The sequence below is a fragment of the Streptomyces muensis genome (assembly GCF_021474425.1).
GTDB classification, from domain to species: Bacteria; Actinomycetota; Actinomycetes; order Streptomycetales; family Streptomycetaceae; genus Streptomyces; species Streptomyces muensis.
In genome coordinates this window covers 40,124-62,415 of sequence record NZ_JAKEIP010000005.1, presented here as the reverse complement: position 1 = coordinate 62,415, position 22,292 = coordinate 40,124, and the positions used below count along the sequence as shown (strand labels likewise).

Sequence of the window (22,292 nt, the reverse complement as noted above, 5' to 3'; positions counted from 1 at the left end):
GGGCCGGAGCGGTCGGGCGGGGTGGTTCAGCCGACGCTGCTGAGGACGTTCTCGGCGAAGCGCAGCGCGGTGGCCCGGTCCATCTGCGCGGGCGGGTCCTGGTCGGTGGGCGCGGCGGCTCGGTCCAGGAGGGTGGCGAGGTGGCGCAGGGAGTTGGCGGCGGCGGCCAGGGTGGCGTCGTCGTCGCTGGGGCGGACGACCACCGCCAGGTTGTCGAGTCTGGGATCCCGGCTGAGGCACAGCTCGCCGTTGATCTGCTCGACCAGGCCCCGGTCGGTGGCCGGGTCGCCGCTCGAGGCGAAGGTGATGCGGGCTCCCTCGTGCGTGGTGACCGCCTCGAGCGTCGCGGGGTCGACTTCGGCTTCGAACTCCAACAGCGCGTTGGCGGCGAGGCCGGTGAGCAGCGTGGCAGCGGTCGGCAGAGGCATGGGCGGAGCCTTTCGGACGTGTGGTGGGTGGAAGCGGCGGAACTGGTAGCGCGCGGCGGCCTCGACGGCCAGGGCGACGGTCTGCCACCCGCACTTCGCGCACCAGGCGACGAACCAGGTGCCGGGCTGGGCTGGATCGTCCGGGTCGGCCGAGGCGATGCGCGGGGTGTGGGTGCGGGTGGGGCGTCGGGTGAGGCGTCCGGCCCGTACGTCGTCGAGCGGGATCTCGAGCGCGGGTACGGAGCGGGTGGCGCGGGTGGTGAAGACGTCCTTGTCGAGGAGGACTTCGGCGACGGTGAGCTGCAGCGGAATCCCGGCGTGGTCGGTGTAGACGACGCGCATCCCGGGCTCGAGGGCGTCGGTGGTGAGCAGGAGCCGGTCGATCGACATCGGGAGAGAGGGTCCTTCGGGTCGGCCTGGGGCCGGGCCGGATGCGGCCCGGCCCCAGGGGAAGGCGGACGTCCCGTCAGCTGATGGGGACCAGGAGGGCGATCCGGCCGCCCTCGGTGCGACCGGGGCCGTTGAGGAGGGCCCTGACGACCTCGGCGTCGGCGGGGCCGTCCGTGGTGCCGAGGGCGACGAAGACCTTCAGCAGGAGGCGGACCTGGTCGCGGGTGTCGTCGCTGTTGGGCGGGTTCACCCCGGCGGTGCGGGCGGCGCGCGTGAAGTCCTCGGCGGTGAGCCGCTCGATCATGGCGGGGGTGGCCTGGTCGCCGAACTCGACGTAGAGGGCCATGGCCATCTCGATGGCCTTGATCAGGCGGTTGTGGGCGATGCAGACCTGGCGCGAGGTGCCCTTGGGGTAGACGTCGCGGGCGGTGCGCAGTGCCGTCATGTGGGTCTCCGTCTCTCGGGGTTGAAGGTGAAGCGGGTGCCGACGTGGCTGGCGGTACGGTGGCCGGGGCCCGTGGGCCCCGGCCGGGCCGGTCAGGCGACCGGCGGGGTGATCCGCACCTCGTAGCGGTTGGCGCGGACCTGGCTGGCCGCCGCGCGCTGGTTGGATGCGCTGACCCCGGTGAGGCTGGCCGCGTGCGCGAGGTGCAGCTCCCGGCCCTGGTGGGCGTCGGGCTCGGCCAGGGCCTTCAGCTCGGCCTCTACGGAGGCGACCTGGTCGGTCGGTACGCCGTAGCGGACCGCGCCGGGGACCGTGTAGCCGTTGGTGTCGATCAGGCGCATCTCGTGCTGCATGCCAGCTCCTTGGGTGTTTCGCGTGTCTTTGTCGGCACCCCAGACACTACGCGAAACCCAATACGTAAGCAATAGATCCAAGGGTTTCGGGGCATGCAAAAGGGCGGCCTCCGCGGGGAGACCGCCCTGGTCAGAAGCTTGCTGTCGCGGGAGGCCGGCCACCGGGGTGGGCCCCGGCGCCCTGTCCCGACAGACGGCCGTCGCCGCCTCACGCGGCGTTCGCCGCCTGGTCCCGCAGGAGTTCGCTGGGCGAGATGTACACCCGCCGCCACGGCGGGGTGCGGCCCGCCTCCCGTTCCTTGGCTTTGGCCCGCTCCCAGGCTCGGGAGACCGCGGCCTCCGTCGTCTCGAGGCGCTCTGCCACCTGCGCGACCGTCAGGTCCGTCCACTCCATGAGGTGGACGAGGACCTCCCGGCGGGACGCGGCGTCCAGGATGACCGACTCCCCCAGCAGGAACCGGTCCGCGAGGTTCTCCCCCTGCCCGAGCAGCGACACCCGCGCATCGGTCTGCGGCAGCGCGGAAGGGTTGTCGATGAGGTCGTCGTCCCAGGCGAGCGGCCCGTGAAAGCCAGCGGCCTGTGCCGTTCGGCGGACCCGCTCGGCAACCCAGGCCCGGATGCCGTGGTCCTCGGGACGCTCGTTCCACAGCTCGTCGTACAGCTGCACCACCGTCTTCGCCAGCGGCACCGAGGTCCGTGCGAAGTTCAGCGAATTCCTGAAGGAGCAGTACGGTCGTCCGGCCCGCTCGGCCAGCATCGCCCGCGACCATCCGCCGACCGCGAGCGCCTCGACACGACGCCGCGTCCCGGTCGGGTCAACGGTGGCGCTGTCGGGGAAGTCCTCCAGCTTCGGCCAGAACCCCAGGACCGCCTCACCGATCTCCCGGGTGACCTTCTCCCCCGGCCCGTAGCCGTAGGTACCGGCCGTCACGTGGCGCAGCGCCTGGGGCTGAAGACCCAGGGCCTGTTCAACGCCCTTGATCGTCATGCCCAGTTCGGCCAGCGCCCGCAGGTGTGCGCGGACCGGCTCGGCGGGCATGAACGGGTCCCACTGCCCGTAGGCGATCAGGCGCCGCCGCCGGGCGGCCCAGCGGGCGTGTGCCGCCCGCTCGGCCGGCCCGCGGGTGGGAGTCGCCGTGCTCACGCAGCCACCTCCAGCGACTGCACAGCGCGCGTGGACGTGCCGACGTGGACGCCGAGGTACTCCGCGACGTCGATGTGCCGGGCGCCGCTTCCGCGTAGCCGCAGGATCTCGTCGGCGTGGTCGTCGCGCAGCCGCTGCCACAGCGGGCGCCGGTCCCGGGAGGCGCGCCGGGCCAGGGCCTTGCCGCTGCCCCCGACCCACCACAGCGCGACCCGCACCGTGATCGCGTCCACCGTCAGGCCCTCGCCGGTGAGGATCTCCGCCATCCGCCGCGGCGCGTGACCGCCGTTGCGCAGCTTGTGCAGCCGGTAGCGCCAGCTCGGCGAGAGGAGCTGCTCGGCGCGCTCCAAGTCGGGGCGCTCACCGATGAGTTCGGCGACCTTCAGCACGCGTCGCTGGGCCTGGTCCAGGCCGCCGACCATGCCCTCCGTCTCGGCGATGCCGCCCGCGGCACGGTCGGTGAGGCACGCGACGCGGACCGGGCAGGTCAGGCAGATCTCGCGGGCGCGGGCCTGCGCCGCCGGGCCGGGCTCGAAGAAGTCGTCGGCGTTGGTGGTGTGGCAGGCGCTGCGCTGCGCCCAGTGGCTGCCCTTGGCCGCGGCGGGGCGGCCGGCGAGGACGGCGGCGGGGGTCATGCTGCTGCTCCCAGGGGGTCGAGAAGGGTGAGGTGGTCGGGGGCCATCTGGGTAAGGTCCGTGACCACGAGGACGAGTTGGGGGCCGGTCTTGAGGACCTCGCCGAGGCGCATGTCGGGGCCGATGACGCGGGTGGCGTCGTCGTCGGTGAGCACGCCGGCGTCGACGACTCCGTCGAGCGCAGCCTTCGCCGAGGGGTACCAGTTGCCCGGGTCGCGGCGGCGCCGGTCCTTCGCCCGCAGGTAGCAGGTGACGTAGGCGCGCTCGAGGTGCGGCACGCGGGCGACCTGGGCCGCGATGCGGGCGGCCTGCCGCAGGGCGCGGGTCCGATCCGAGCGCTGTAGGTGGTGCAGCCGCTCGTTGCTGGTCATCAGGGTGAGCCCGGTGGGCAGTTCGATGCGCCAGGTGCGCGCAGGACCGGGAGTCAGTTCCGTCACGGTCATCGGCCCGCCTCCGCTCGGGCAGCCGCCGGACGCGCCTCGGGGAACTCCTGGTGGACGCGGCCGTCGAGTTCGTGGCCCGCCGCCTTCTTGCCGATGCTGTAGAGCTGGGTGAGGTTGGCCCGCTGGTGCCCGGCCCGGATGGCTTCGCCGTAGCGGGGGCCGTCGGGGTAGGCCAGGTCGCCGGGGGCGTACACCGTGCCGTCGTTGGCGAGGGTCACGCCCTGGCCGCGGGCGCCGCGCACGATCCGGCCCTCGCCGTCCAGCGGCGCCTCGAGGCCCCACTGTCCCCACTGTTTGAACCAGTAGCGCACCCCGGAGTGGGCGCACTGGTCGCGCAGGAGGCGGAACCAGTCGGGGTGCGCCGGGCGGGCGCCCGGGCCGGACTCGCCGCCGGCGACCACCCAGTCGAGCCGGGGGCCGGTGACGAGCGGGTGCATCACCAGGCCGGTGCCCGTGGTGTACCCCTCGCCCAGGCCAGGGCGTCCGTCGAGCCAGTAGGTCAGCTTCCTGCGCCCGCCGTCCGGGTGCACAGGGCCGCAGAGGTCGATCGGGCCGAGCAGCGGTTCGGCGCTGATCCACCGTACGGCGGCCGGGGTCTCGAGGAGGGCGGGGATCCGCATGTCGGCCGTCTTCTGATCTTCCACGGACACGCCGAGCCAGAGGTTGGGCAGCTGCCGGAGCTGGTCGAAGCTGGCGGGGTCGCAGACGCTGACGCCTTCCTCGATCCACTCCTCGGCGCCGCGGTGCCGGTAGGCGTCCTGGCGTGCGTGCCGCCCGACTTCCTGCCAGAACTCGCGCTTGCCGAGCAGGGACCGCATCCGGCCGTGCCGCTTGGTGAGGACCTGGTACGTGTGCCGGGGCGTCACGGCGATGACCGCGAAGATGCGGGCGATGAACTCCTCGGGAACCTGCTCGTGGAACAGGTCGCTCTGCGAGTTGACGAACACCCGCAGCGGCTTGCGCCACCTCAGCGGATCGGTGAGACGGTCCTCCACCAGGTTGACCTGGCCGGTCCAGTCGAGGCGCCCATCGGTCGTGTGGACGGTTCCGGCGTACGCCGCTGCGATCTTCGGGTTGGGGTTGTAGGTCCGGATGTTCGCGGTACGGATCGCGTAACAGCCGTCGCAGCCGGACGAGACTCGGGTGCAGCCGATGATGGGCCCCCACGTCTTGTTCGCCCACTCAATGGCGGTGTTCGTCGACACGGCTGTCCTCCTCCTTGGGGAGTGTGTGGCTCAGGAACGAGAGGTCGAGGTCAGGCCGCGGGTGCCACAGGCTGAGCGAGCCGGTGTAGGGGATCGGCTCGATGGCGCGCAGGTCGGCGATCTGCCAGTGGAAGATCGGGTCCAGGACCGTGGGGTCACCCCAGGGGGCGCAGCAGCCGCCCTTCTCCTCGTGGCATTCGGCCAGCCGTCCGTGCGCGACGATCGCGCCAGTGACGAAGTCGTCGAGGTCGGGTACGTCGGGAAGCGCGGTGATCCGCGGATCGCTCAGGGCGTCGCGGTCGACCTTCTGGCCGGCGTGCAGCAGCACCGTGGCGCCGAGCAGGGCGGGCGGGATGGGCCAGGTCCGGTTCTCGATGTTCTTGCCGCCTGGCTGCAGCAGCGCCCAGGGCCAGGGCTGTTTTACCGTCAGGCCGCGTACGGCCGGGGCGAGTTCAGGCATGGGTGAACTCCCTGGCTGCGTAGGCGAGCAGCTGCTCGGCGGTGTCCTCGGTGACGTACAGCCGGGTGCCGATCTGCGCCGGGGTGAGGCCGAGGTGGGCGAGCGCGACCGCTTCGGTCGCCCAGACCCGCACCCGGTCGGCGACCGGCACGTACGAGCGTCCGACGCTCAGGGCTTGGCCCTTGGCGCGCTGCGCGTGGCGATCGCGGTGGGCCTCGTACGCCGTGACGCAGCGGTGGCAGTAGCAGCCGTGCGTCGGGACCCCGGCGGCGGTGCCGTGCCACTTCTCCTTGCCGGTGTACAGGCTGCGGCCCTCGCGGGAGGGGGGCAGCCAGTCCTCCGCCAGTTCGGTCACCTTCCGCGGGGCGCTGGCCTCGGTGACCTGCTCGGGGCACGGTTGAGGGCAGCCCGCGCACAGCGTGACTGCCGTACGGCGGGCGGCGGCCTGGGCTTCGGACCCCTCGTCCTCGAACAGGGCGTCCCACACGTCGAGTCGGTCCGTGCACGGCAGGGTGACGGCGACGGTCGCGGCCGTCACGATCGCTTCCCGTGGGTGCACGTGCCCTGGAAGCAGGGCAGGGCACGCTCGCGCCACTCCTGCTTCGTCAGGCGCTCCATGGTCCATCCTTCGGCCGCTTCCCGGCGCCGGTCGGCGACCTTGGGGACGAACTGCTTGTGGGCGTCCTCGGCGAGCGGGCCGATCTCGTCGACGTAGGAGGAACTCTGGGCGCAGCCCTGGGGGTCGAAGCGCACCCAGTGATCGCTCCCAGTGGCGGTGCTGGTCGCGCTGGTCACTGCTCACCGCCCGGCCGCTGAGGGCTCTGGCTGTTCTGCAGCGCCTCGATCTCCTTGTCGAGGCGGATCCCCTCGAGGCCGGCGACCTCTTCGCCAAGGGTGAGCGCGGCGTCCATGGTGTGCGCGTACGCCGCGGCGGCGCCGAGGTCGCTGATGTAGTGCCAGTCGCCTTTGTGCCAGGCCCGCTTGCCGGTGAAGGCGCCGTCGGTGATGGCCCAGCGGTCGTCGTACGGGCCCGGGCCGCGTTCGACGGTCACCTCGGCGTACCCGCCGAGCCGGTTCTTCACCGGGATCCGGAACTCGCGCACCAGCTGCAGCCGGGCGTCCAGCTCCTCGGCGCGGTCGGCGAGCCAGGCGATCGACTCGGCGAGGGGGGCGTCCGGGTCGGTGGGGACCCGGCGCGGCTGCCCGGCCGGGGCGATCACCTCGCCGACGGCGTCCAGCGTCTGCTCGGCGGTCTCGGCGCGCTGGTGCTGCTCGGCGACGATGTCGAGCAGGCGGGGGACGTCGGTGCGGGAGTGCGCCATGAACGTGCCGTCGGACAGGAGCTGCGCGTAGTCCTGCTCCTCGGTCCAGTCGTCGTGGTCGTCGATGTTGTCGATCGGTTCCTCGTCGAGGCGGGCGATCTGACGGCGGCACCGGTAGCCGGTGTCGGTCTCCTGCAGGCCGGCGACCACCTCGACCATCGTGCCCTGGTCGTAGACACCCCAGTCGCCGTCGGTGGCGGCGGCCTGCCGGGCGTCGACCTCGGTGAGGTAGGCGGCGTGCCGGGCGGGGTAGGTCCGGGAGTTCTCGGTCATGCGGTGAGGTCCTCGTCTCCGGTGCACTCCTCGGCCTCGCGGCGCACCGCCGCCAGGTCGTCGGGGTGCTTGAGGGGCTTGGTGTGGATGTGGTCGTGGCGGCAGCGGCTGCGGGCGTGCAGGCAGCCGTCGGTGAAGTGCAGGTCGGTGAAGTCGTCGACGAGCGCGATGGCGTTGCCGTCCTCGTCGCCGGTCCAGTCGCCCGGCTCGACGGGCACGTTGTCGTTGCCGGCCGTGCCCCAGACGAGCGTGGTGTTGGTCCACGCCTCGTATGCGGCGGCCTGGCCGGGGCTCTGCTCGGACAGGTCGGGCGTGGGGGCCTCGAGCGGGTTGAGCGGGCCGGCCTGGTCCACGCGCAGGCGGGCGGCGAAATCCGCGCTCGCGGCGGCGGTCAGCAGCGCCAGGCCGAGCTCCTGAAGCGCGTATGGGTCGCCCTCGATGGCGCCGAACGGACCGGTGACGACGCCCTGGTACATGCCGTGCTGGCCGGGCCGGGTGTCGACCTCGTAGTGCTCGTCCCGGTCGGGGTCGAGCGCGGTCACGGAGATGGTGCCGTTCATCCCTCTCCCCCGCTCGGGCTCAGGGTGCCGGAGCGGCCGGCGTCGATGACCTTGGCCGCGGCGGCCACCTCGGAGGCGATGTGCAGTTCCTGGGCCAGGCGGGCGAGTTCGGTGGCGTCGCCCTCGAGGACGACGCCACCGAAAGTCAGCCGGCCGAGGTAGTTGCCGTCCCAGTCCGGGACCGTCTCGGCGTCGATGGCCGTGTCGTCGTGCAGGCGGACATAGACCGGGGCGGGCTGGCTCGGCTTCGGCATCAGCAGCCGGTCGGCGAGGCGCTGCAGTTGGTGCTGCAGGCGGCGGAGCAGGCGCGTGTACATGGGGCGGTGATCTCCTCGGCGGTCAGGCCCGGCCGCGGCGGGTACGGAAGGCGGTCTCCACACGGCGGTCGAAGTCCAGGCCGGCGCGGTAGCCGTCGGCGTACTCGGCGTCGGCGAACTCCGTGATCCAGGCCAGGCGGACGGCGACGACGTCCGCCGCGGTGTTCGCGGCGTCGTCGCGGCCGGCCTCCAGGCCCGAGACGTACGGCGGCAGCGCGTCGACGGCGGCCGGGGCGGTGGTGGTGGTGTTCACGGTCGGGGTGCTCATGGCGGGCTCCTGTGTCGGCTTCAGGGGCGGACGGTGTGGTTGGCCAGTCCGCGCGCCCAGGCGAGGCGCGCGCGGTGCAGGTCCGGGTCGGTGCGCAGGGTCGAGGCGGCGTCGGCGATGTACACGGCGGCGACCTCGCGGTCGAGGGAGGCGAGCTGCAGCTCCGTGTGGCGGGCGGCCTGGAGCGCGGTGGCCTGGTCGACGGGCTTGGTGTGGTCGAGGGCGGCCAGGTACAGGGACATGACGGTCCGGCAGGTGCCGGGGGTGGTGCGTCGGGCGGTGAGCATGGCGGGGTCTCCTGTCCGCCGGTGCTCGGGTCGGCCGCCGCTCGGCCGCCGACCCGGGCGTCCGGTCAGGCGGCGGCCGTGGCGGCCTGCGGGTCGAGGGCCTCGGCGGTACGCAGCAGGCGGCCCATCACCTGGGTGCGGGTGGGCGGCTGCGCCTGCCGGAACGGGGCGGTCGCGGCCCAGTGGGAGACGCGGTCGATGACCTCGTCGGGGCCGTCCGTCTCCGGCATGGTCACCTCGGGGCCGAGGGCGTCGTACACGGCGCGGATCGCGGCCATCGCCCAGGCGCTGCTCTTGATGGCCTCGGTGGCGGCGACGGTGTCGGTGCGGAAGACCTCCGGCAGTACGCAGGTGGCGCCCTGGTACAGCGCGGCGCAGAGGTCGAGGGAGCCGTCCGGGCCTACGTAGCTGTCGTCGCCGGTGTACAGGCCGTATTTCTCGATCAGTTCGACGGCGCGGCGCAGGTGGTCGGCGGTCTTCATGGCGGGGCCTCTCCAGCCGTGGTGGGGCGGACGTTCGCGGTTGGTGCGGCCGGACGCGCGGGTGGGTGCCGCCGCGCGTCCGGCCTGGAGGGTCCGGCTCGGCCCCCGGGATCCCCCCGGGGGGTGGAGGCTCAACCGGGCGGGGCCGAGCCGGAGTTTGGGTGGGCCGCTAGTCCCAGCGGGACTCGAAGGTGGTGTCGTCGCGGCCGTAGTTCTCGTCGTTGGCCAGGGACCAGGCGTGGGCGTGCTCGCCGCAGAGCGTGAGGCCCTCGACCTCCTTCGCGTGGTCCGCGTTGAAGATCAGGCCGCATTCGTTGCACTCGGCGATCTCGGCCGTCGCGGGGAGGCTGATCCGGGCGTTCTGTGCCGCCTGCTGCGCGATCGCCAGCCGCTCGACCTTGTCGCTGAGGCCGCCGTCGACGGTGGCGGCGCCGCCCTCGTAGCCGAGGAGTGCCATCAGGGCCCAGTGCAGGTCCTGGTCGTCCTTGCTGAGCTCGGCCAGGTTGCGCTCGGCGGGCAGCCCGATCGTGCGTTCGGGGGCTATGACAGCCATCGAATCCTCGATCCGTAGCGGGGGTGTTCTCTGTCGGCGCTCCAGACACTACGGGAAACCCAATACGTAAGCAAGGGGTTTGGATTGGGTGTGCATGAAGAAACCCCCTCCGGGACTCCGGAGGGGGCGGTCGGGCGGCGGCAAGCCTGCGAGACGTCAGGAAGCGGGCCAGGAGGGCGGGTTGGACCGGCTAGCTGTCCGCCTCCGCGTTCTCGTCCTGGCGCTCGCCGTGCAGGATGAGCATGTCGGACAGGGACACGAGGTGCCGGCGGCCTCGCTTCCAGATCCTCACGCCGGCGGCCTCCGCGTCGCGCCTGAGCGTGGAGTGCGAGACGGGATGACCGGTCGGCTGGAAGAACGCGGCGGCGGTGAAGAAGTCGACGAGGTCGTCCGGCGGAGGGGTGGGGGGCTGGGAGGACTGCATTACATAACCCGTCATCAAGTCCGCGGCCCGCCCGGGCTGGCGGGCCGCGTAAGGGGCATCGGCTGGGTGCTAGCTGGCGATCCGCTGGACGCGCCGGCTCGCGCGCTCGGCAGCGAGCTGGGCCAGCGTCCACATCCGCGGCTGCCCCCGATCGGCGCAGTAACGGTTGACGCACATGGCGGCCTTGTGCGTGACCACCCAGATCAGCCCCCAGGTGCGGCAGGCCGGGCAGGGCTCGCGCCGGATGACCTCGGTGTCCCCCATCAGCAGCGCCGAGGAAACGGCGTGCCGCCACTCCATCGCGACCAGGTACTCCTGCCAGTCGATGCCGAGGTCTTCGGCCTGGACCCGGGCCCGCTCGTACGCGGCGGCGCGGCTGGGCTGTCCGGGATCGACGGGCTGCGCGGGGGCTTGGCGGGCCGCTGCGATGAAGTCGGCGACCTCGCCGTCACAGGCGGCCAAGTGGTCCAACACCAGGGTGTTGGCTGGGGCGTTGCTGTGGACCCGGGTGGCTGAGCGGCCGAGACTCGGTCCGGCGGCGGTCGAACCCGCGCGCTTCCAGTCGGCGCTGTCCAGTTCGTCGAGAAGGTCCGCTGGCTCCTGAACCCCGGTTTCCGGCCGCGCAGCCGCTGGCCCGATCATGTTCCCCACCCCCATGGAGCGCCCGGCCCCGGGGCGTGCAGAGGGACGCGGCAGGGCGGAGCTACGCAATGATCTGTAAGCGTTCTCTAAGCAGCCATCATGTCACGGGCACATGCGTTCGGTAAGAAATTACCTGCGCGTATTCAGCACTGGCCTGCACTGTTACAGAACGGGGACAAGACGTGGCCTCATCGACCTGACGGGGAGTCCCCCACGAAGTCCGGTGCACGGACCGCCTCAACCGCAAGCCCCGACAGATAGGTCGCCTGCGAATCGCTCAACACCCCGGCGGCGCGGGCCCCGTCTATCAGCAGGCCGAATCCAGCCGCCGTGATGCGGTGCGCCTCGGCCGTGGCCGGGTCGGTCAGGGTGCGACCCATGTCCCCGAAGATCTTCTCCCACCAGGCAGCGACCTGGAGGTCGGTGGGACGACCGTCGCCACCGGCGCTCGCCACCGGCCGGAGCGGGATCACGGCTGCCTCCGGGGAAGGCTGGCGGATCACGCCGTGCTCCTTGCCAGGTTCGTCTCGCGCGGCCAGGCTGGGGCCCATTACTCCACCTTCTTCCGGCAGGCTTCTTCGGGTTCACACGGTTCGGCCGCCGGTGGCCTCCGTGCCGAGCCAGAGTGTCAAGATCCACCTGGATGCACCAGGGGGCAGGGTCAACTTGTCAACAAAGTGATGTTCGGGGCAAGGACCTCGTGACGCTCTCCGGCAGATATGTGGGGGCGCCCCCACGTACGTGAGCTGCCGCGTCCGATGTTGCCGACAAAGAACACGCACCGCCGTACGAAGGGGCGCCAGAGACCCACCAGGGAGGTGCGCACACCCCCCGGTGACACGGGGAGTGTATCGCGCGTTGGTTCCAACCAACACTGATCTTTGGTTTTGTGATGGTTGAGAGTGGGGAAACACGGCGAACACGCCGCCCGGCCTCTCCCCCGGCCGCCGGAGTGATTGCCCCGCAATCACCGAACTCCCCGCCCTTGCCGCGGACTGCGCCACGGCCCGGCCGCCGAAACGGCCGGGCCGTGGCGCGTGCGTGATTGCGGGGCAATCACTTCCTCGTCCTGCAGGCGGCGTTCACCCCTCTCCCCCGCGGGTGATTGCCCCGCAATCACCCGCCTACTTCGAGATCCGCTTGAATCCCAGGCCCTTGGCCACCGAGAGGTAGTCGGCGGTGGCCTCGCCGGCGCGGTCGAAGTAGAGCAGCGGCTTCTGGTGGGCGTACGACTCCGGGATCTTCGTCGAGCGGCGGATGCCCGGCAGGACCAGGTCCCCGTATGCCTCCTCCACCATCTTCTTGCCGTCGTCCCAGACGGCTCCCTGGGAGCGGGTGGTGGGAACGTCCACCAGGAGCACGCCGACCAACTCGGCGTGGGCTCCGTACTCGCCCCAGGTCTCCTTCACCAGCTCGATCTTCTGCTCGATGCGGGTGAGGCCGCGGAGTTCCTTCAGGCCGGGCTTGATGCACGCGACGATCTCGTCACTGGCCAGGATGGCGCCGATCACGACCAGGCCGAGGTTCCCGGGGCAGTCGATGATGATGACGTCGTAGTCGCCCTTGATGGGGGCGAGCAGGTTCTTCAGCCACAGCTCGCGGGCCATGGCCGTCGTCAGGTGCTGCTCGGCGTTCTCCATCTCGTGCGATCCGAGCACCAGATACAGGTTGTCGATGACCTTCGTGTCGGGCCCGCCGAGCGGGCCGGCGAGGGCCGGCACGATCGCCTCCGAGAGCTTCACGCTCTTGTCGGTGAGGCAGTCGTAGATGGTCTTCTGGTCCTCGAGCTGGTCGGGGAAGGCGTAGCCGAGCTGGTACGACGCGTCGCACTGGTCATCGCCGTCGACGACCAGAACCTTCCAGCCGAACTCGGCCAGCTGCGCGCCGAGGTTCACGCCTGAGGTGCTCTTGCCGGACCCCCCGACCTGGTTGGTCATCGAGATGATCCGGGGAACGCGTTCTGCCTGGACGGTCATGGAGATCTCCACAGTGATTGCCCCGCAATCACGCACGGGATCCTGGCGGGGGAGTGGCGGAGCACCAGGAGGCATCGTGCCGGCGTGTGAAGGGCTGAGTGAGTACGAGTTCCTGCCGTGTCGTCCGCCTGAGCCGTCAGGTCCGCTGACGGAACATCGGGGGAGTGAAGTGATTGCCCCGCAATCACCCGCGTGCGCGGGGCCGACGCGGTGAGAGCGTGGCAGGCACGGTAGGAAGGGGAATGCTGGGGCGCACGTTATCGCGCCAGGCAGGAAAAACGCCAGTCGCCCCGCCGAGAAATCACTCGACGAGGCGACTCGTGGAAAGCGGCGGCGCTTCAGTCGCTCAGGATGAGCTCCTGCAGCTCCTCGAACTCGGCAGGGGAGAGGCGCTCCTTGAGACCGGTGTAGATGTCCTTCACCGTGGTCACGGCGATGACGCCCCGGTCCGAGACCGTGGCAACCGTCCCCGCAGGCTGCTGAGTCTCCGTGCCGACGGGCGACTGCGCACCCCCGTTGGAGCCGGTGGTGGTGGCCTCCGGCAGGTTCTGCGGCGGCTCCCCGGTTCCCGTCTCGGGCTTCTCGGAGGCATCCCCGGTCTGCTCGCCCTCCCCTGTCTCGGTGTTCCGCTGGGAGGGGAACGTGTTCTGCTCGGTGCCCGCGGGCTTGTTCTCCCCGCCGCCTTCAGCGCCGTTGCCGGACTCCTGCTGCTGGCCGGTGCCGCCGTCCCCAGTGGTCTCCGGCTGGGACTGCTGCGCGGAGCCGTTCTCGCCGGCCCCGGTCTCCTGCTGGTTGGTGCCGGACTCCGGCTCCTTGGTCTGCTCGGACGGAAGGTGCTGCTGCTCCAGCGGCACCTTGCTCTTGACGATGACCTCGGCGTCGGCGAAGGACAGCGTGCCGTCGACGTACGCTTGCTGGAGGTCCTCGCGCAGGCCGGCGAGAACGGTGGCGGCCTCCTTGATGGGCAGCAGCCGCTCCCCGCCGAACTCGAACTCGAGGCCCCGCTGCCTGCACCAGTGGTCGATGACCGCCTGCTGCAGCGGCTCGATGAGGCTCAGGAGCTTGATCTTGTGGGAGATGGCCGTCTGCGACGTCCCCTTCCCGAGGCGCTTCGCGAGCTCCCGCTGAGAGATGCCCAGCTCGTCGAGCGCAGCCTGGTAGTCGGCACCCTGCTCAATGGGGTCCAGTCCCAGCCGCTGCTCGTTCTCCTTCATCGCGGCGATCCGCAGCGAGCCGTTCTCCGACACGGTCTTGCGGATGAAGACCGGCACCTTCTCCAGCCCCCGCAGTTTCGCGGCGGCCAGTCGGCGGTGGCCGTGCAGAACGACGAAGGGCTTGCCGGACTTCGCGACGTACTCGCGGTGCTTCGGATAGTGCTTGACGTACGCCTCGGCAGTGACGACGGTCAGCGCCTGGACGACTCCGTCTTCGTCGTAGGAGTCGGCAAGCCCCTCGACGTTACGGAGCCGCTTGCGGCCGTTCTCTGGGCTGGGCAGCAGGTCCTCAACGGGAAGTTCAGACGTCCCCTTGTTGAACAGGCGCTGTTGTTCTGCTGCCGCTCGGTGGGTACCGAGACTGACGTTGTTTGGCATTCCGGCCATCGGGTCTCCGGGGGAGGTGGTGCTGATGTAGTGGGTCTCAGCCGCGAGCTTATCCGTCGGCACGGGGCGGCCGGAGGGGTGGCGTCCGATACGGGCGCGCACTGTGTCCGAGATGAGCAGAAATGCACCCTGCGGCGGTGGGTCCGGCGGGAAGTCGTGGACGGCGCAAGGTGATTGCGGGGCAATCACTGCGGAGCGAGATCGGCGGCCTCGGCTGGCTCGTCCGCGCTCAGTATGCCCTCTGCAGCGGTGCGTTGGGGCGCAGACACCGCGACGAGGTAGACCGGCTCCTGGAATATCTGCTCCGGGATGGCCGGCCGGGGGTAGGTGTCGCGCGGCCGGGGTGATTGCGGGGCAATCACTGCACCGGGACGGCGGGGGTCATGCGACGGCGCGTTCTGCACTCGGGGGTCCTTCTCTCTCGGCCCGCGTCATGAAGGCGCGGGGTCGCTGGGTGTGGAAGCACGGGCTGCGGCGGCCTTCTGCCGCCGGGCCTCTCGCAGGGCCCGGGCGTGGGTGTCGGCCTTGCGCGCCCTGTCCTCCTCGAGGCTCTGCTGCAGGTACTGCGCCTCGACGTGGTCGTCCGGGTCCGCCTGGATCCGCATCCGGGTCAGCGGCACGTACGGGGTGCCGCGGGCCGCGTCGCGCTGGGCCTTCTCTTCCCGCAGCCGCTCCCGGACCTGGGCGTAGTCGGACGTCGGTTGAGTCCCGGGCGGCTGGGAGCGGGTCGGCGGGGAAGGCGCGGGCTCGGCAGCGGACGGTTCCGGTGCGGACGCTGGCCGGTGGACTCCCTTGCGGACCTTGATGGTGGTGAGCGTGCCCGGCTTCAGCGCACGGTTCACGTCGTCGCACAGCTGCCGGGAGACCAGTGACAGCATCCGTGCCCAGGAGTCCGACTCGCACACGACGGTCAGGGTCTTCGTCGTCTCGTCGTACTTCACGGCGTGCCAGTGGGCTGCGCGGTCCTCGCCGATGATCGACGGCCACTGGTTGAGGAGGCTGCCGCCGTCGGCGGCTTCTTCCCAGCCGTTGTCGACGAGCCACTGCTTCCAGATGCTGCCCAGGGACAGCGGGTCGCGTCCGTCGTAGCGGCGCCGGCGTATGGTCCGCTTCGGCTTGGGCGCCTGCTGATTCCCCTGCCGGCGGGCCGCCTCCTTCGCCTGGCGCAGGGCAATGCGGGCCAGGTCGGCACCGCTTGCGGGAGGCACATCCGTCGTCATCGCGCCTCCGGGAGTGATTGCCCCGCAATCACCTCGGCCGACGCGGCCGACGCGGGGGAGGGTGATTGCCCCGCAATCACTCCGGGCCGGGCCTCCGGGTCGCCGTCCAGGGCTCGAGGTGATTGCGGGGCAATCACCGGCGGCGGGGCTGCGGCCAGCACGGTGGGGCAGCGCCACTCGCTCCGGCAGGCCGAGCACACGGTCCGCCCCTCGGTTTCGACGGGGACGTGCAGGGCGAGCGCGGCACGCAGGCGGCCCAGTTCGGCGAGAAGGTCGTCCAGATCAGGGTCCGTTATCGAGCTGGCCGTGAGGTGGCGGGACATGTGGAGTCTCTCCTGACGCGCTGTCAGTGCAGGCGGATGCGGGGGTTGTTGGCGTTGGAGTGGAGCTTCTGGCACAGGTCGACCAGCTCCGGCCCGTACAGCGCGACGGCAACCTGCGGGCCGGCCAACTCGTACGTGGTCAGCACCAGCCCGGGGTCGCCGTCGTACTTGTAGGCGGCCCACGCCTCGGCCCGCATTCGCTTACGGGTCTCTTCGTCGAGGTCCTCGAGGCCCGCACACTGCGGGTAGTCGTCGTCCTCGGCCTGCCGCTCGCGGGTCTCCTGCACCGCCGCGGCGAAGTCGGCATTCGGCGCGACCGCGTTGGCCCAGTCCTGCTGCAGCTGGGCATCGCCTTCGCGGACGGCCCGCTCCCGCAGCAGCCAGCTGGCGATGTACGTGTGGGGCCGGGTCGGCCGCCAGTCCAGGCCGGCGACGACCGAGGGCGAGATGTCCCGCAGCCAGACGTCGACCTGCTGCTCGGTGCATCCCTCGGCGAGCTTGTCGACCAGCACCCACGACAACTCGCTGATCTTGGCTCGCTGGGTCCAGTTGTGCAGCGGGCGCAGTCGGCGAGCGAGACGGTCGGCGGCCTGGAACAGGGCAGCGGTCACCTTGTGGCCCAGGGTGCTCGTCTTCGGCGGCTTGATCCTCGAGGCCCGCGCGCTGCGCGTAGCTTTCTCTTTCCCACCATCAACATCAGCAGGTACGTGGGCGGAACCACCACGAGAAGGGGGCGCAAGGCGCCCCGCAGCCGACTCCTTCGCCTTCGCCACAGCCTGCTCCCGGCCGGCCTCCGTGAAGCCGATGACCGTCGCCTCGTAGCCGGTGCCTCGTAGCCGGTGGCCCTTGGCGGCGTCGTACGCGAGCGGGATGGTCGCGCCGTAGATCGTGGCGGTGGCGGTGTACTTCCGGCCCGGCAGACGCAGGTTGCGCTTGGAACCGTGCTCGAGCCAGACCAGGGCGCCGAGTTCGCGGAGGTACGCCACGTGCCGCTTCACCGTGGACTTGTCCACCTTCAGCTTGGCCGCGGTGCCCAGGAGGTCGTACAGGACGATGCCCCGCCGGTAGTCCATGCGGGCGGCCAGGTCCATCGCCACGCGCATTGTGGTGAGGGTGGCCTTCGGGTGGAGCTTCGCTTCGAAGATCAGCCAGTCCAGCGCGACCAGCCAGTCGCGCGGCTCGCAGCGGCGCGAGGCGGTGTGCATGACGTCCTGGGCGCTGCCGCGGACCAACTCGAAGCGGTCTCGTGCTGCCTCGGCCGACGGCGTGGAGGGGTCAGGTTTGGGCGCAGATGTGTCGCCCGCAGGGGTGGTGAAGGGCTCGACACTCCCCATTTGGGCAGGGTCGAGCTGACAAACGGCAGCGCTGTGCTGCATTATGGGCTCGTCGTCCTCTCCGGAGGGCGGCAAAACGAGACCCCTCCTGGGGGCTCATTTGCCTTTCGAAGCACGAAGGGGGCGTGAAAACGGCCTCTCGGAAGTGCTTCTGAAGGTGGGTGTTTGAGCAGTAACCCGCCCCTGTGATGGGCGGTGAAGTCCCGAACGGCCGAGTAGCGACCGGGCGATCGGGCCCTAGTGGGAAGTGCAGGCGGGCACCTGAACTGACCACCGTTGGAAGTGGCCGCGCGTGGCTCGACTGGTTGACGGGCAATCAACTGGTCGGCGAACAGCGGCCGGCGGAGGGTTCCGTGATTGCGGGGCAATCACCTCCGCGGCAGACCTACGTCATGCCAGCCCCCCTTCGGGGGAGGACCTGGCCATCCCTCTTCCGCTGCGAGATCACGCCGAAGACGGCGCCGCCGGTGCGGAATCGAGGAAGAAGAACAGTCCGAGACATGCCAAGACCCGCCCTCGGGCATGGCGCGTATGCGCTGCCCGGGTGGGTCCTCATGTGCCGTGCACTGGATGCACGGGTACGATGGCTCATGCCTCGGCCGTCCCAACACGGTCTCGGCGCTTTTTCGGCCCTCGTTACCCCGGCGTCCACTCCGGGGGTGGCGGGGGCCATAAGCGTTTTCGGACTAGTGCGGCCACCGGATCCGTGATCCCCAAATATGGCCAGGGCTGAGCCTACCTCTGCGACCGCGTGGATTGCGACCACCTTCACTCCGACGTGTCGCATCGACTTTTCGCAGGTGTTCACGGCGTTTTCCTTCCTGTCAGGCTGCCGCAGCGGCAGGGGCGTTGGTGGTGTCGCCGGTCGCGGCGCGACGGCGGTTGCGGGCCTGGGTGCCGGCGGCCCGGCAGGGCTCGCAGGGGCAACGGCGCTTGGTGTAGCTCGACTCCGTGCCGTGCTGGTCGACCTGGAGCTCCGGCCCGGCCGCGCGCCGCGCCTGCTTGCCTGCTTTCTGAGCGAGCGTCAGGGCTGCCGCGAACACCGAGTCGTGCTGGCGCAGGTTGTACACCGGGGTCCTCGACAGCCCGGCCGATGCTGCGGCCTCGGCCACCGTGGCGCCCCGGCTGATGTCGGTGAGCAGCTGCTCGATCTGCTCCGGGTTGGTCAGGGCCGGCGGCCGGCCCCGGCCGCGCCGCACCGGTACAGCGGGTGCGGCGGTGCGCGGCTCGTCGTCCGCGGGCGCCGGGCGCAGGGGGAGGAGGGCCGTCGTCACGCGGCGGCCTCCAGCTCGGGGCCGGACGGCCGCTCGCCGGAGATTCGCTTGGCGGCCTCCTCGAGGAGCGCGGGCACCGTCAGCTCGTCGGAGTGGAAGCCGAGCTGCTCGCACATCTGGGCGTACACCCAGCGGACGTTGGGGTAGGGCCGCTTCATCGTCTCGGCCGCGGCCCGCAGGTCCGGCTGCTCGGCCAGGGCCTGCAGCAGTGACGCCTGCGCCGGGGAGGGCTCCCAGTTCTCCGTCGGCTGGGGCCGCTTGTCGCCCTGGCGGGCGAGCCGGGCGCGCCGCTTCTTCTGTGCCCGGCGCTCCGCACGGCGTTCGTCGGCGGTCATCCCGCCCCACACGCCGTCGGACTCCCACCATCCGCTGCCGCCGAGGGCGTAGGCGCGGCAGGCCGCCAGGACCGGGCAGCCGCTCAGGCAGACCTTCTTGGCGTCCCGCTCGTTGGCGGCACCGGGCGTGTAGAAGAGGTCCGGGTCGATGACGAACTCGCCGAGTTCGTCGGTGACCGCGCACGACCGCAGCGGCCAGTTCGGGTGGGCTTCGAGTTCGGAGAGGGCGGCGTTCTGGTCGGGGCTGAGCATGTCGATCCTCACTCCTCGCGGGCCTGCGCCCGGATAATCACGTCGGTGGCCTCGGCGACGACGAGCGTCGCGGCCAGCTCGGACCGGGTCCGGCGGTGCACAGCACGCTCGAGGACCCGCTCCAGCCGTTCGCCGGCCAGGGCCTGGTCGACCCGGCGGCGGTGCCACCACAAGACGGCAGCACCGGTGAGCGCCGCGGCGGCAAGGCAGCGGATGCGCATGGGAGTTCACCTCCGTCCACGGCGCGGTCGGGGCCAGGGCGACCCGGCGGGCGGCGGTCATGCCGCCAGCCCGAGGGGTTCGAGTTCCTGGCCGGTGATGAATTCGAAGGCCATCGCCCCCAGGTCGCGGGCGATGTTGCCGGTGACGGCATTGCCGACCATCGAGATCAGCTGCTTGTCGCGGTCCTGCTTCTTCTCGGCGGTGGCGATCAGCTCGTAGTCGGCGGGGAAGGTCATGGCGACCTTCCGTTCGTCGATCGTCACGAGCCGGGCGTGCCGATCGCGGACGTCGGCAGCGGTTCCGCTGACCCACAGGTGGTGGTTGCCGCCTGCGGTCAGCGTTGACAGGGGCCGGCTGGTGGGCCGGTGCGTGGAGCCGCCACCCCGCAGCTCGGCGATGAACGGGGCGCCGCCGTACTTGAGGTGCCCGTCCTGGATCTTTCGCCAGGTGTTCGCGTTGTGCGGGCGGAGGTAGCGGTCGCCGATCAGCGGGCCGGGGTTGGAGAGGTCCAGGACCTCGGCGATCGGGCGCAGCGCGTACGGCTCCAGGTCCACGGTGGCGCACGCCTTGTGAGGGCAGCGCCAGGTGTACTGGGAGATGTACTTGCCCCACGGCCGCTGCGGCGAGCAGGAGTCCGTCAGCTTCCAGCTCTGCAGCGCCTGCACCTTCCCGTGCCGGGCGCACACCACGAGCGGGCGCATCCACTTGTCGAAGTTCGGCGTGCGGCCGACGGACTCGTGCCACAGCACGACGTACATGCGGTCCCGGCTGGTGTGCGCGGCCGGCCCGTAGGCGGCGGCGTGCGCAGAGTTCGCGTAGACGATGCGGTGGCGGTAGCCCCACGCACGCAACTGGGCGAGCCACGCGTTGAAGGCGGCGCCCTTGTTGTGCTTCGGCCCCCACAAGCGAGCCTCGACCACGTTCTCCACGACGATGAACAGGTACTGGTGGAACTCAGCGAACCTCGGGACACAGTGCATGGTGGCCCGCGAGCGGATGGCGGTTTCGTCGGCGCCGGTCGTGGAGAACAGGCCGTCGACGAACTCGCCCTGCAGCCGCGGCTGGCCCTGCGCGACGGTGTGGTGAGTGCATTCCGGGCTCGACCACAGCGCGTGGGTCCGCGGCCACGCCGACGGCACCACCTGCGAGAGGTCTGCCAGGTGCACCCGGACATGCTGGTGGTTGGCCTTGTAGGTGGCCGTGCAGTGTGCGGCGTGGTTGCCGGCCTGGACGACGACCGTGCCGGGCACCTGCTCGAGGCCCCCGGGCACACCCCCGCCCCCGCCGAACTGGTCGCTCCACGTCACGGCGAACGCTGCCATCAGGCCGCCTCCGCTCGCCGGTTGGCCCGCGCGAACGCCTGGTCGACCGCGGCCTTCGTGACCCCGATCCGCTCGGCGGCCTGCTGCCGGGTGTACCCGCACGTCTCCATCAGCCAGGAGATGTCCTCGACGAGCGCGGCCGTCCGGGTCGCGCGGGCTCCGAGGTCGGGGACTGCCACCGGGTCGTCGATCGACTCGTCGTCCCAGGCGAGGGGGGAGGACCATCCGGCTGCCGCGGCGCGCGCCAGGGTACGGGTGATGCCGCGGGCGGTGGCGCCGAAGGCGCGCGGGTCCGCGTTCCACGCCCGGTCGTACAGGGCGGCCACCCGCTGAGCCATGCCCACGGTGACGGTGGCCTGGCTGAGCATGGTGTGGAAGTTCATCGGGTGCATATCCAGCTCACCGGCCAGCACCGCGTCGGGGAAGCCCATCGCCCCCAGCGCCCGCACGCGCCGTAATGAGCCGGTGGCGTCGATCGGTATCCGGGAGGGCGGCGCCGCCGGGTCGGCACGCAGGACCAGGAGCGCCCGGGCGTGGTGGGCGCGGATCCGCTGGGAGGGCGCCCTCCCCAGTGAGGGCCGGCCGTACAGCAGTCGCTCGAGGACGCCGTGCGACATGCAGGCGGCCGTGGCGAGGTGACGGCGCTGCATCCCGGCCTCCATGAGCCCCCGCACGTGGGTACGCACAGGCTCGGCGTCGACATACGGCTGCCACCGCCGAAGGATGATCTGCTTCTGCCGGTTGGCGACGTACGCGGCGTTGGCAGCGCGGCAGATCGGGCACCGGCACCCCTCGCGCTTGTACTTCGCGTAACCGTGCTCGCGGTCGGCCACTACGCCGCCCCCTGCTGGGCGTTGGCCTGCTGGCTGCGGGCGTACGCCCGGGAGAGCCGGAAGGAGACGAGGTCGCCGAGGGTCGTCAGCTTCCCCTGGTGGTCGATGGCGGCCATGCCCGCCGCCCGGCACTCCTGGATCTCGCGGGCCAGCTCGGACAGCGACTCGTACGTGGCCTCGCCGTCGTACGCGCGGTGCAGCATGTCGGTGCGCGGAGCCCGGTCGACTCCTTCGTCGGCCCACTTCCTCAGCGCGGCCCCGACGGCGACGGCGTCCGTGAGGACCTCGTCGGCGAGGGCGGGCGCGGCGGACTTGGTGACCACCATCTCGTGGGTCGGCAGCAGGGACGCCGCGAAGTCGACGTCGTACTCGAGGCCGTCGCGGGCCTCGGCGCGCATACTCACCCGGGTGGGCACCGTGCGCCCGGCGGCGTCGGTGGCCAGAACGGCTTCCAGGCGGTTACGCAGGACGCCGATGACGTGGCCGGGGAAGCACTGCACCGCCTCGATCATCTGCCGTTCCACGGGCCGGACTTCGTCCCAGGCCGCATCCCTGCCGCCCTTGCCGCCGCGCTGGGCGACCTGGTCGCGGACGCCCTCGGGGCCGCTCCAGAACGCGGACCAGCTGGCGAGCACGACCACGTCGTATGAGGCTGCGGCGTACAGCGCCAGGCAGAGGTCCTTCGGGTCGAACGAGGTCATCTCCGTGACGTCGAACGTGACCTCGTCGGCGTACTGCCGGGACCTGCCACGCTCGGTGTCGATGACCGCGATGGTGTCGCCCAGGGCGGAGGCCATCCGCAGAGCGGAGATCAACCGGTTGGAACCAGGCGGGCCGTCGAGGAGCGCACGTACGGGACGGGCTTCCTTCGCGGCCTGCGCGAACTGAAATTGGGTGTGCGGAACCAGGCCGCCCGCGGATACGGGGGCCTCGGCGGCGGTCGCCATGAGGTGGGTCTCCTATGCGGTT

General features: G+C 71.2%; 31 protein-coding genes. All 31 read right to left on the bottom strand.

Annotated elements, in window-relative coordinates; translation table 11 throughout:
• Positions 1–26: 26 nt before the first annotated feature.
• The 31 genes from L0P92_RS02525 to L0P92_RS02375 all read right to left on the bottom strand — a co-directional run bounded on the left by L0P92_RS02525 (position 27) and on the right by L0P92_RS02375 (position 22,270).
• Positions 27–818, bottom strand: a complete 792-nt coding sequence (locus L0P92_RS02525; RefSeq protein WP_234760751.1) for a hypothetical protein — start codon at positions 816–818, stop codon at positions 27–29.
• 76 nt (positions 819–894) lie between these two features.
• Positions 895–1,263, bottom strand: coding sequence for a hypothetical protein (locus tag L0P92_RS02520; protein ID WP_234760750.1), 369 nt, complete (start codon positions 1,261–1,263; stop codon positions 895–897).
• A 92-nt stretch (positions 1,264–1,355) separates the two neighbouring features.
• Positions 1,356–1,616, bottom strand: coding sequence for a hypothetical protein (locus L0P92_RS02515; RefSeq protein WP_234760749.1), 261 nt, complete (start codon positions 1,614–1,616; stop codon positions 1,356–1,358).
• A 208-nt stretch (positions 1,617–1,824) separates the two neighbouring features.
• On the bottom strand, positions 1,825–2,760 hold the full coding sequence (locus L0P92_RS02510) for a hypothetical protein (protein WP_234760748.1): 936 nt from the start codon (positions 2,758–2,760) through the stop codon (positions 1,825–1,827).
• Positions 2,757–3,395 carry a WhiB family transcriptional regulator gene (locus L0P92_RS02505; protein ID WP_234760747.1) on the bottom strand — a complete coding sequence of 213 codons (639 nt, stop codon included), beginning with the start codon at positions 3,393–3,395 and terminating at the stop codon, positions 2,757–2,759. Before L0P92_RS02505 ends, L0P92_RS02510 begins: the two co-directional genes overlap by 4 nt.
• Complete coding sequence (locus L0P92_RS02500; protein WP_176188002.1) at positions 3,392–3,838, bottom strand: RusA family crossover junction endodeoxyribonuclease; 447 nt, start codon at positions 3,836–3,838, stop codon at positions 3,392–3,394. Before L0P92_RS02500 ends, L0P92_RS02505 begins: the two co-directional genes overlap by 4 nt.
• Positions 3,835–5,043, bottom strand: a complete 1,209-nt coding sequence (locus L0P92_RS02495) for a DUF5131 family protein (RefSeq protein ID WP_234760746.1) — start codon at positions 5,041–5,043, stop codon at positions 3,835–3,837. Before L0P92_RS02495 ends, L0P92_RS02500 begins: the two co-directional genes overlap by 4 nt.
• On the bottom strand, positions 5,021–5,503 hold the full coding sequence (locus L0P92_RS02490) for an ASCH domain-containing protein (RefSeq protein WP_234760745.1): 483 nt from the start codon (positions 5,501–5,503) through the stop codon (positions 5,021–5,023). Before L0P92_RS02490 ends, L0P92_RS02495 begins: the two co-directional genes overlap by 23 nt.
• Positions 5,496–6,041, bottom strand: coding sequence for a hypothetical protein (locus L0P92_RS02485; protein WP_234760744.1), 546 nt, complete (start codon positions 6,039–6,041; stop codon positions 5,496–5,498). The genes L0P92_RS02490 and L0P92_RS02485 overlap by 8 nt, the downstream gene beginning before the upstream one ends.
• Entirely contained in the window at positions 6,038–6,298 is a 261-nt protein-coding gene (locus tag L0P92_RS02480; protein ID WP_176188010.1) for a hypothetical protein, read from the bottom strand. Before L0P92_RS02480 ends, L0P92_RS02485 begins: the two co-directional genes overlap by 4 nt.
• The gene (locus tag L0P92_RS02475) at positions 6,295–7,098 is read right to left on the bottom strand and encodes a hypothetical protein (protein ID WP_234760743.1); all 804 of its coding nucleotides are present in this window, start codon (positions 7,096–7,098) and stop codon (positions 6,295–6,297) included. The genes L0P92_RS02480 and L0P92_RS02475 overlap by 4 nt, the downstream gene beginning before the upstream one ends.
• Positions 7,095–7,658 (bottom strand): hypothetical protein, encoded by a 564-nt coding sequence (locus L0P92_RS02470; RefSeq protein ID WP_234760741.1) that lies wholly within the window; start codon positions 7,656–7,658, stop codon positions 7,095–7,097. The genes L0P92_RS02475 and L0P92_RS02470 overlap by 4 nt, the downstream gene beginning before the upstream one ends.
• A complete protein-coding gene (locus tag L0P92_RS02465; protein ID WP_176188016.1) occupies positions 7,655–7,975 on the bottom strand; it encodes a hypothetical protein in 321 nt (106 codons plus the stop codon). Before L0P92_RS02465 ends, L0P92_RS02470 begins: the two co-directional genes overlap by 4 nt.
• A gap of 22 nt (positions 7,976–7,997) precedes the next feature.
• A complete protein-coding gene (locus L0P92_RS02460; RefSeq protein WP_234760740.1) occupies positions 7,998–8,243 on the bottom strand; it encodes a hypothetical protein in 246 nt (81 codons plus the stop codon).
• Between the two features lie 20 nt (positions 8,244–8,263).
• Positions 8,264–8,530, bottom strand: coding sequence for a hypothetical protein (locus L0P92_RS02455; RefSeq protein ID WP_176188020.1), 267 nt, complete (start codon positions 8,528–8,530; stop codon positions 8,264–8,266).
• A gap of 65 nt (positions 8,531–8,595) precedes the next feature.
• The gene (locus tag L0P92_RS02450) at positions 8,596–9,012 is read right to left on the bottom strand and encodes a DUF6197 family protein (RefSeq protein WP_234760739.1); all 417 of its coding nucleotides are present in this window, start codon (positions 9,010–9,012) and stop codon (positions 8,596–8,598) included.
• 169 nt (positions 9,013–9,181) lie between these two features.
• Positions 9,182–9,565, bottom strand: coding sequence for a hypothetical protein (locus L0P92_RS02445; protein WP_234760738.1), 384 nt, complete (start codon positions 9,563–9,565; stop codon positions 9,182–9,184).
• Positions 9,566–9,755: 190 nt separating this feature from the next.
• Positions 9,756–9,989 (bottom strand): hypothetical protein, encoded by a 234-nt coding sequence (locus L0P92_RS02440; RefSeq protein WP_234760737.1) that lies wholly within the window; start codon positions 9,987–9,989, stop codon positions 9,756–9,758.
• A gap of 69 nt (positions 9,990–10,058) precedes the next feature.
• Positions 10,059–10,631, bottom strand: a complete 573-nt coding sequence (locus tag L0P92_RS02435) for a hypothetical protein (RefSeq protein ID WP_176188028.1) — start codon at positions 10,629–10,631, stop codon at positions 10,059–10,061.
• A 188-nt stretch (positions 10,632–10,819) separates the two neighbouring features.
• Complete coding sequence (locus tag L0P92_RS02430) at positions 10,820–11,134, bottom strand: hypothetical protein (protein WP_176188030.1); 315 nt, start codon at positions 11,132–11,134, stop codon at positions 10,820–10,822.
• Between the two features lie 621 nt (positions 11,135–11,755).
• Complete coding sequence (locus tag L0P92_RS02425; protein ID WP_176188032.1) at positions 11,756–12,607, bottom strand: ParA family protein; 852 nt, start codon at positions 12,605–12,607, stop codon at positions 11,756–11,758.
• A 338-nt stretch (positions 12,608–12,945) separates the two neighbouring features.
• Positions 12,946–14,208 (bottom strand): ParB/RepB/Spo0J family partition protein, encoded by a 1,263-nt coding sequence (locus L0P92_RS02420; RefSeq protein ID WP_234760736.1) that lies wholly within the window; start codon positions 14,206–14,208, stop codon positions 12,946–12,948.
• A 431-nt stretch (positions 14,209–14,639) separates the two neighbouring features.
• Complete coding sequence (locus L0P92_RS02415) at positions 14,640–15,428, bottom strand: DciA family protein (RefSeq protein WP_234760735.1); 789 nt, start codon at positions 15,426–15,428, stop codon at positions 14,640–14,642.
• Complete coding sequence (locus L0P92_RS02410; protein WP_234760734.1) at positions 15,425–15,751, bottom strand: hypothetical protein; 327 nt, start codon at positions 15,749–15,751, stop codon at positions 15,425–15,427. The genes L0P92_RS02415 and L0P92_RS02410 overlap by 4 nt, the downstream gene beginning before the upstream one ends.
• A 23-nt stretch (positions 15,752–15,774) precedes the next feature.
• On the bottom strand, positions 15,775–17,085 hold the full coding sequence (locus L0P92_RS02405) for a hypothetical protein (RefSeq protein ID WP_234760733.1): 1,311 nt from the start codon (positions 17,083–17,085) through the stop codon (positions 15,775–15,777).
• An 824-nt stretch (positions 17,086–17,909) separates the two neighbouring features.
• Positions 17,910–18,359: a hypothetical protein gene (locus L0P92_RS02400; RefSeq protein ID WP_176188040.1), complete on the bottom strand. Its 450-nt coding sequence runs from the start codon at positions 18,357–18,359 to the stop codon at positions 17,910–17,912.
• Positions 18,356–18,946 carry a WhiB family transcriptional regulator gene (locus L0P92_RS02395; RefSeq protein WP_234760731.1) on the bottom strand — a complete coding sequence of 197 codons (591 nt, stop codon included), beginning with the start codon at positions 18,944–18,946 and terminating at the stop codon, positions 18,356–18,358. The genes L0P92_RS02400 and L0P92_RS02395 overlap by 4 nt, the downstream gene beginning before the upstream one ends.
• An 8-nt stretch (positions 18,947–18,954) precedes the next feature.
• Complete coding sequence (locus L0P92_RS02390; RefSeq protein WP_176188044.1) at positions 18,955–19,167, bottom strand: hypothetical protein; 213 nt, start codon at positions 19,165–19,167, stop codon at positions 18,955–18,957.
• Positions 19,168–19,224: 57 nt separating this feature from the next.
• A complete protein-coding gene (locus L0P92_RS02385) occupies positions 19,225–20,490 on the bottom strand; it encodes a DNA cytosine methyltransferase (protein WP_234760730.1) in 1,266 nt (421 codons plus the stop codon).
• Positions 20,490–21,323, bottom strand: a complete 834-nt coding sequence (locus L0P92_RS02380; protein ID WP_234760728.1) for a hypothetical protein — start codon at positions 21,321–21,323, stop codon at positions 20,490–20,492. Before L0P92_RS02380 ends, L0P92_RS02385 begins: the two co-directional genes overlap by 1 nt.
• Positions 21,323–22,270: a DEAD/DEAH box helicase family protein gene (locus L0P92_RS02375; protein WP_234760727.1), complete on the bottom strand. Its 948-nt coding sequence runs from the start codon at positions 22,268–22,270 to the stop codon at positions 21,323–21,325. Before L0P92_RS02375 ends, L0P92_RS02380 begins: the two co-directional genes overlap by 1 nt.
• Positions 22,271–22,292 lie beyond the last annotated feature (22 nt).

What these genes read in the sequence shown, in the direction of transcription:
- L0P92_RS02440 (WP_234760737.1), bottom strand. Translation starts at nt 9,989, where the DNA reads ATGCAGTCCTCCCAGCCCCCCACCCCTCCGCCGGACGACCTCGTCGAC.
- L0P92_RS02445 (WP_234760738.1), bottom strand. Translation starts at nt 9,565, where the DNA reads ATGGCTGTCATAGCCCCCGAACGCACGATCGGGCTGCCCGCCGAGCGC.
- L0P92_RS02420 (WP_234760736.1), bottom strand. Translation starts at nt 14,208, where the DNA reads ATGGCCGGAATGCCAAACAACGTCAGTCTCGGTACCCACCGAGCGGCA.
- L0P92_RS02425 (WP_176188032.1), bottom strand. Translation starts at nt 12,607, where the DNA reads ATGACCGTCCAGGCAGAACGCGTTCCCCGGATCATCTCGATGACCAAC.
- L0P92_RS02465 (WP_176188016.1), bottom strand. Translation starts at nt 7,975, where the DNA reads ATGTACACGCGCCTGCTCCGCCGCCTGCAGCACCAACTGCAGCGCCTC.
- L0P92_RS02390 (WP_176188044.1), bottom strand. Translation starts at nt 19,167, where the DNA reads ATGCGCATCCGCTGCCTTGCCGCCGCGGCGCTCACCGGTGCTGCCGTC.
- L0P92_RS02410 (WP_234760734.1), bottom strand. Translation starts at nt 15,751, where the DNA reads ATGTCCCGCCACCTCACGGCCAGCTCGATAACGGACCCTGATCTGGAC.
- L0P92_RS02450 (WP_234760739.1), bottom strand. Translation starts at nt 9,012, where the DNA reads ATGAAGACCGCCGACCACCTGCGCCGCGCCGTCGAACTGATCGAGAAA.
- L0P92_RS02470 (WP_234760741.1), bottom strand. Translation starts at nt 7,658, where the DNA reads ATGAACGGCACCATCTCCGTGACCGCGCTCGACCCCGACCGGGACGAG.
- L0P92_RS02375 (WP_234760727.1), bottom strand. Translation starts at nt 22,270, where the DNA reads ATGGCGACCGCCGCCGAGGCCCCCGTATCCGCGGGCGGCCTGGTTCCG.
- L0P92_RS02415 (WP_234760735.1), bottom strand. Translation starts at nt 15,428, where the DNA reads ATGACGACGGATGTGCCTCCCGCAAGCGGTGCCGACCTGGCCCGCATT.
- L0P92_RS02525 (WP_234760751.1), bottom strand. Translation starts at nt 818, where the DNA reads ATGTCGATCGACCGGCTCCTGCTCACCACCGACGCCCTCGAGCCCGGG.
- L0P92_RS02455 (WP_176188020.1), bottom strand. Translation starts at nt 8,530, where the DNA reads ATGCTCACCGCCCGACGCACCACCCCCGGCACCTGCCGGACCGTCATG.
- L0P92_RS02395 (WP_234760731.1), bottom strand. Translation starts at nt 18,946, where the DNA reads ATGCTCAGCCCCGACCAGAACGCCGCCCTCTCCGAACTCGAAGCCCAC.
- L0P92_RS02385 (WP_234760730.1), bottom strand. Translation starts at nt 20,490, where the DNA reads ATGGCAGCGTTCGCCGTGACGTGGAGCGACCAGTTCGGCGGGGGCGGG.
- L0P92_RS02460 (WP_234760740.1), bottom strand. Translation starts at nt 8,243, where the DNA reads ATGAGCACCCCGACCGTGAACACCACCACCACCGCCCCGGCCGCCGTC.
- L0P92_RS02500 (WP_176188002.1), bottom strand. Translation starts at nt 3,838, where the DNA reads ATGACCGTGACGGAACTGACTCCCGGTCCTGCGCGCACCTGGCGCATC.
- L0P92_RS02405 (WP_234760733.1), bottom strand. Translation starts at nt 17,085, where the DNA reads ATGGGGAGTGTCGAGCCCTTCACCACCCCTGCGGGCGACACATCTGCG.
- L0P92_RS02520 (WP_234760750.1), bottom strand. Translation starts at nt 1,263, where the DNA reads ATGACGGCACTGCGCACCGCCCGCGACGTCTACCCCAAGGGCACCTCG.
- L0P92_RS02505 (WP_234760747.1), bottom strand. Translation starts at nt 3,395, where the DNA reads ATGACCCCCGCCGCCGTCCTCGCCGGCCGCCCCGCCGCGGCCAAGGGC.
- L0P92_RS02490 (WP_234760745.1), bottom strand. Translation starts at nt 5,503, where the DNA reads ATGCCTGAACTCGCCCCGGCCGTACGCGGCCTGACGGTAAAACAGCCC.
- L0P92_RS02475 (WP_234760743.1), bottom strand. Translation starts at nt 7,098, where the DNA reads ATGACCGAGAACTCCCGGACCTACCCCGCCCGGCACGCCGCCTACCTC.
- L0P92_RS02515 (WP_234760749.1), bottom strand. Translation starts at nt 1,616, where the DNA reads ATGCAGCACGAGATGCGCCTGATCGACACCAACGGCTACACGGTCCCC.
- L0P92_RS02435 (WP_176188028.1), bottom strand. Translation starts at nt 10,631, where the DNA reads ATGATCGGGCCAGCGGCTGCGCGGCCGGAAACCGGGGTTCAGGAGCCA.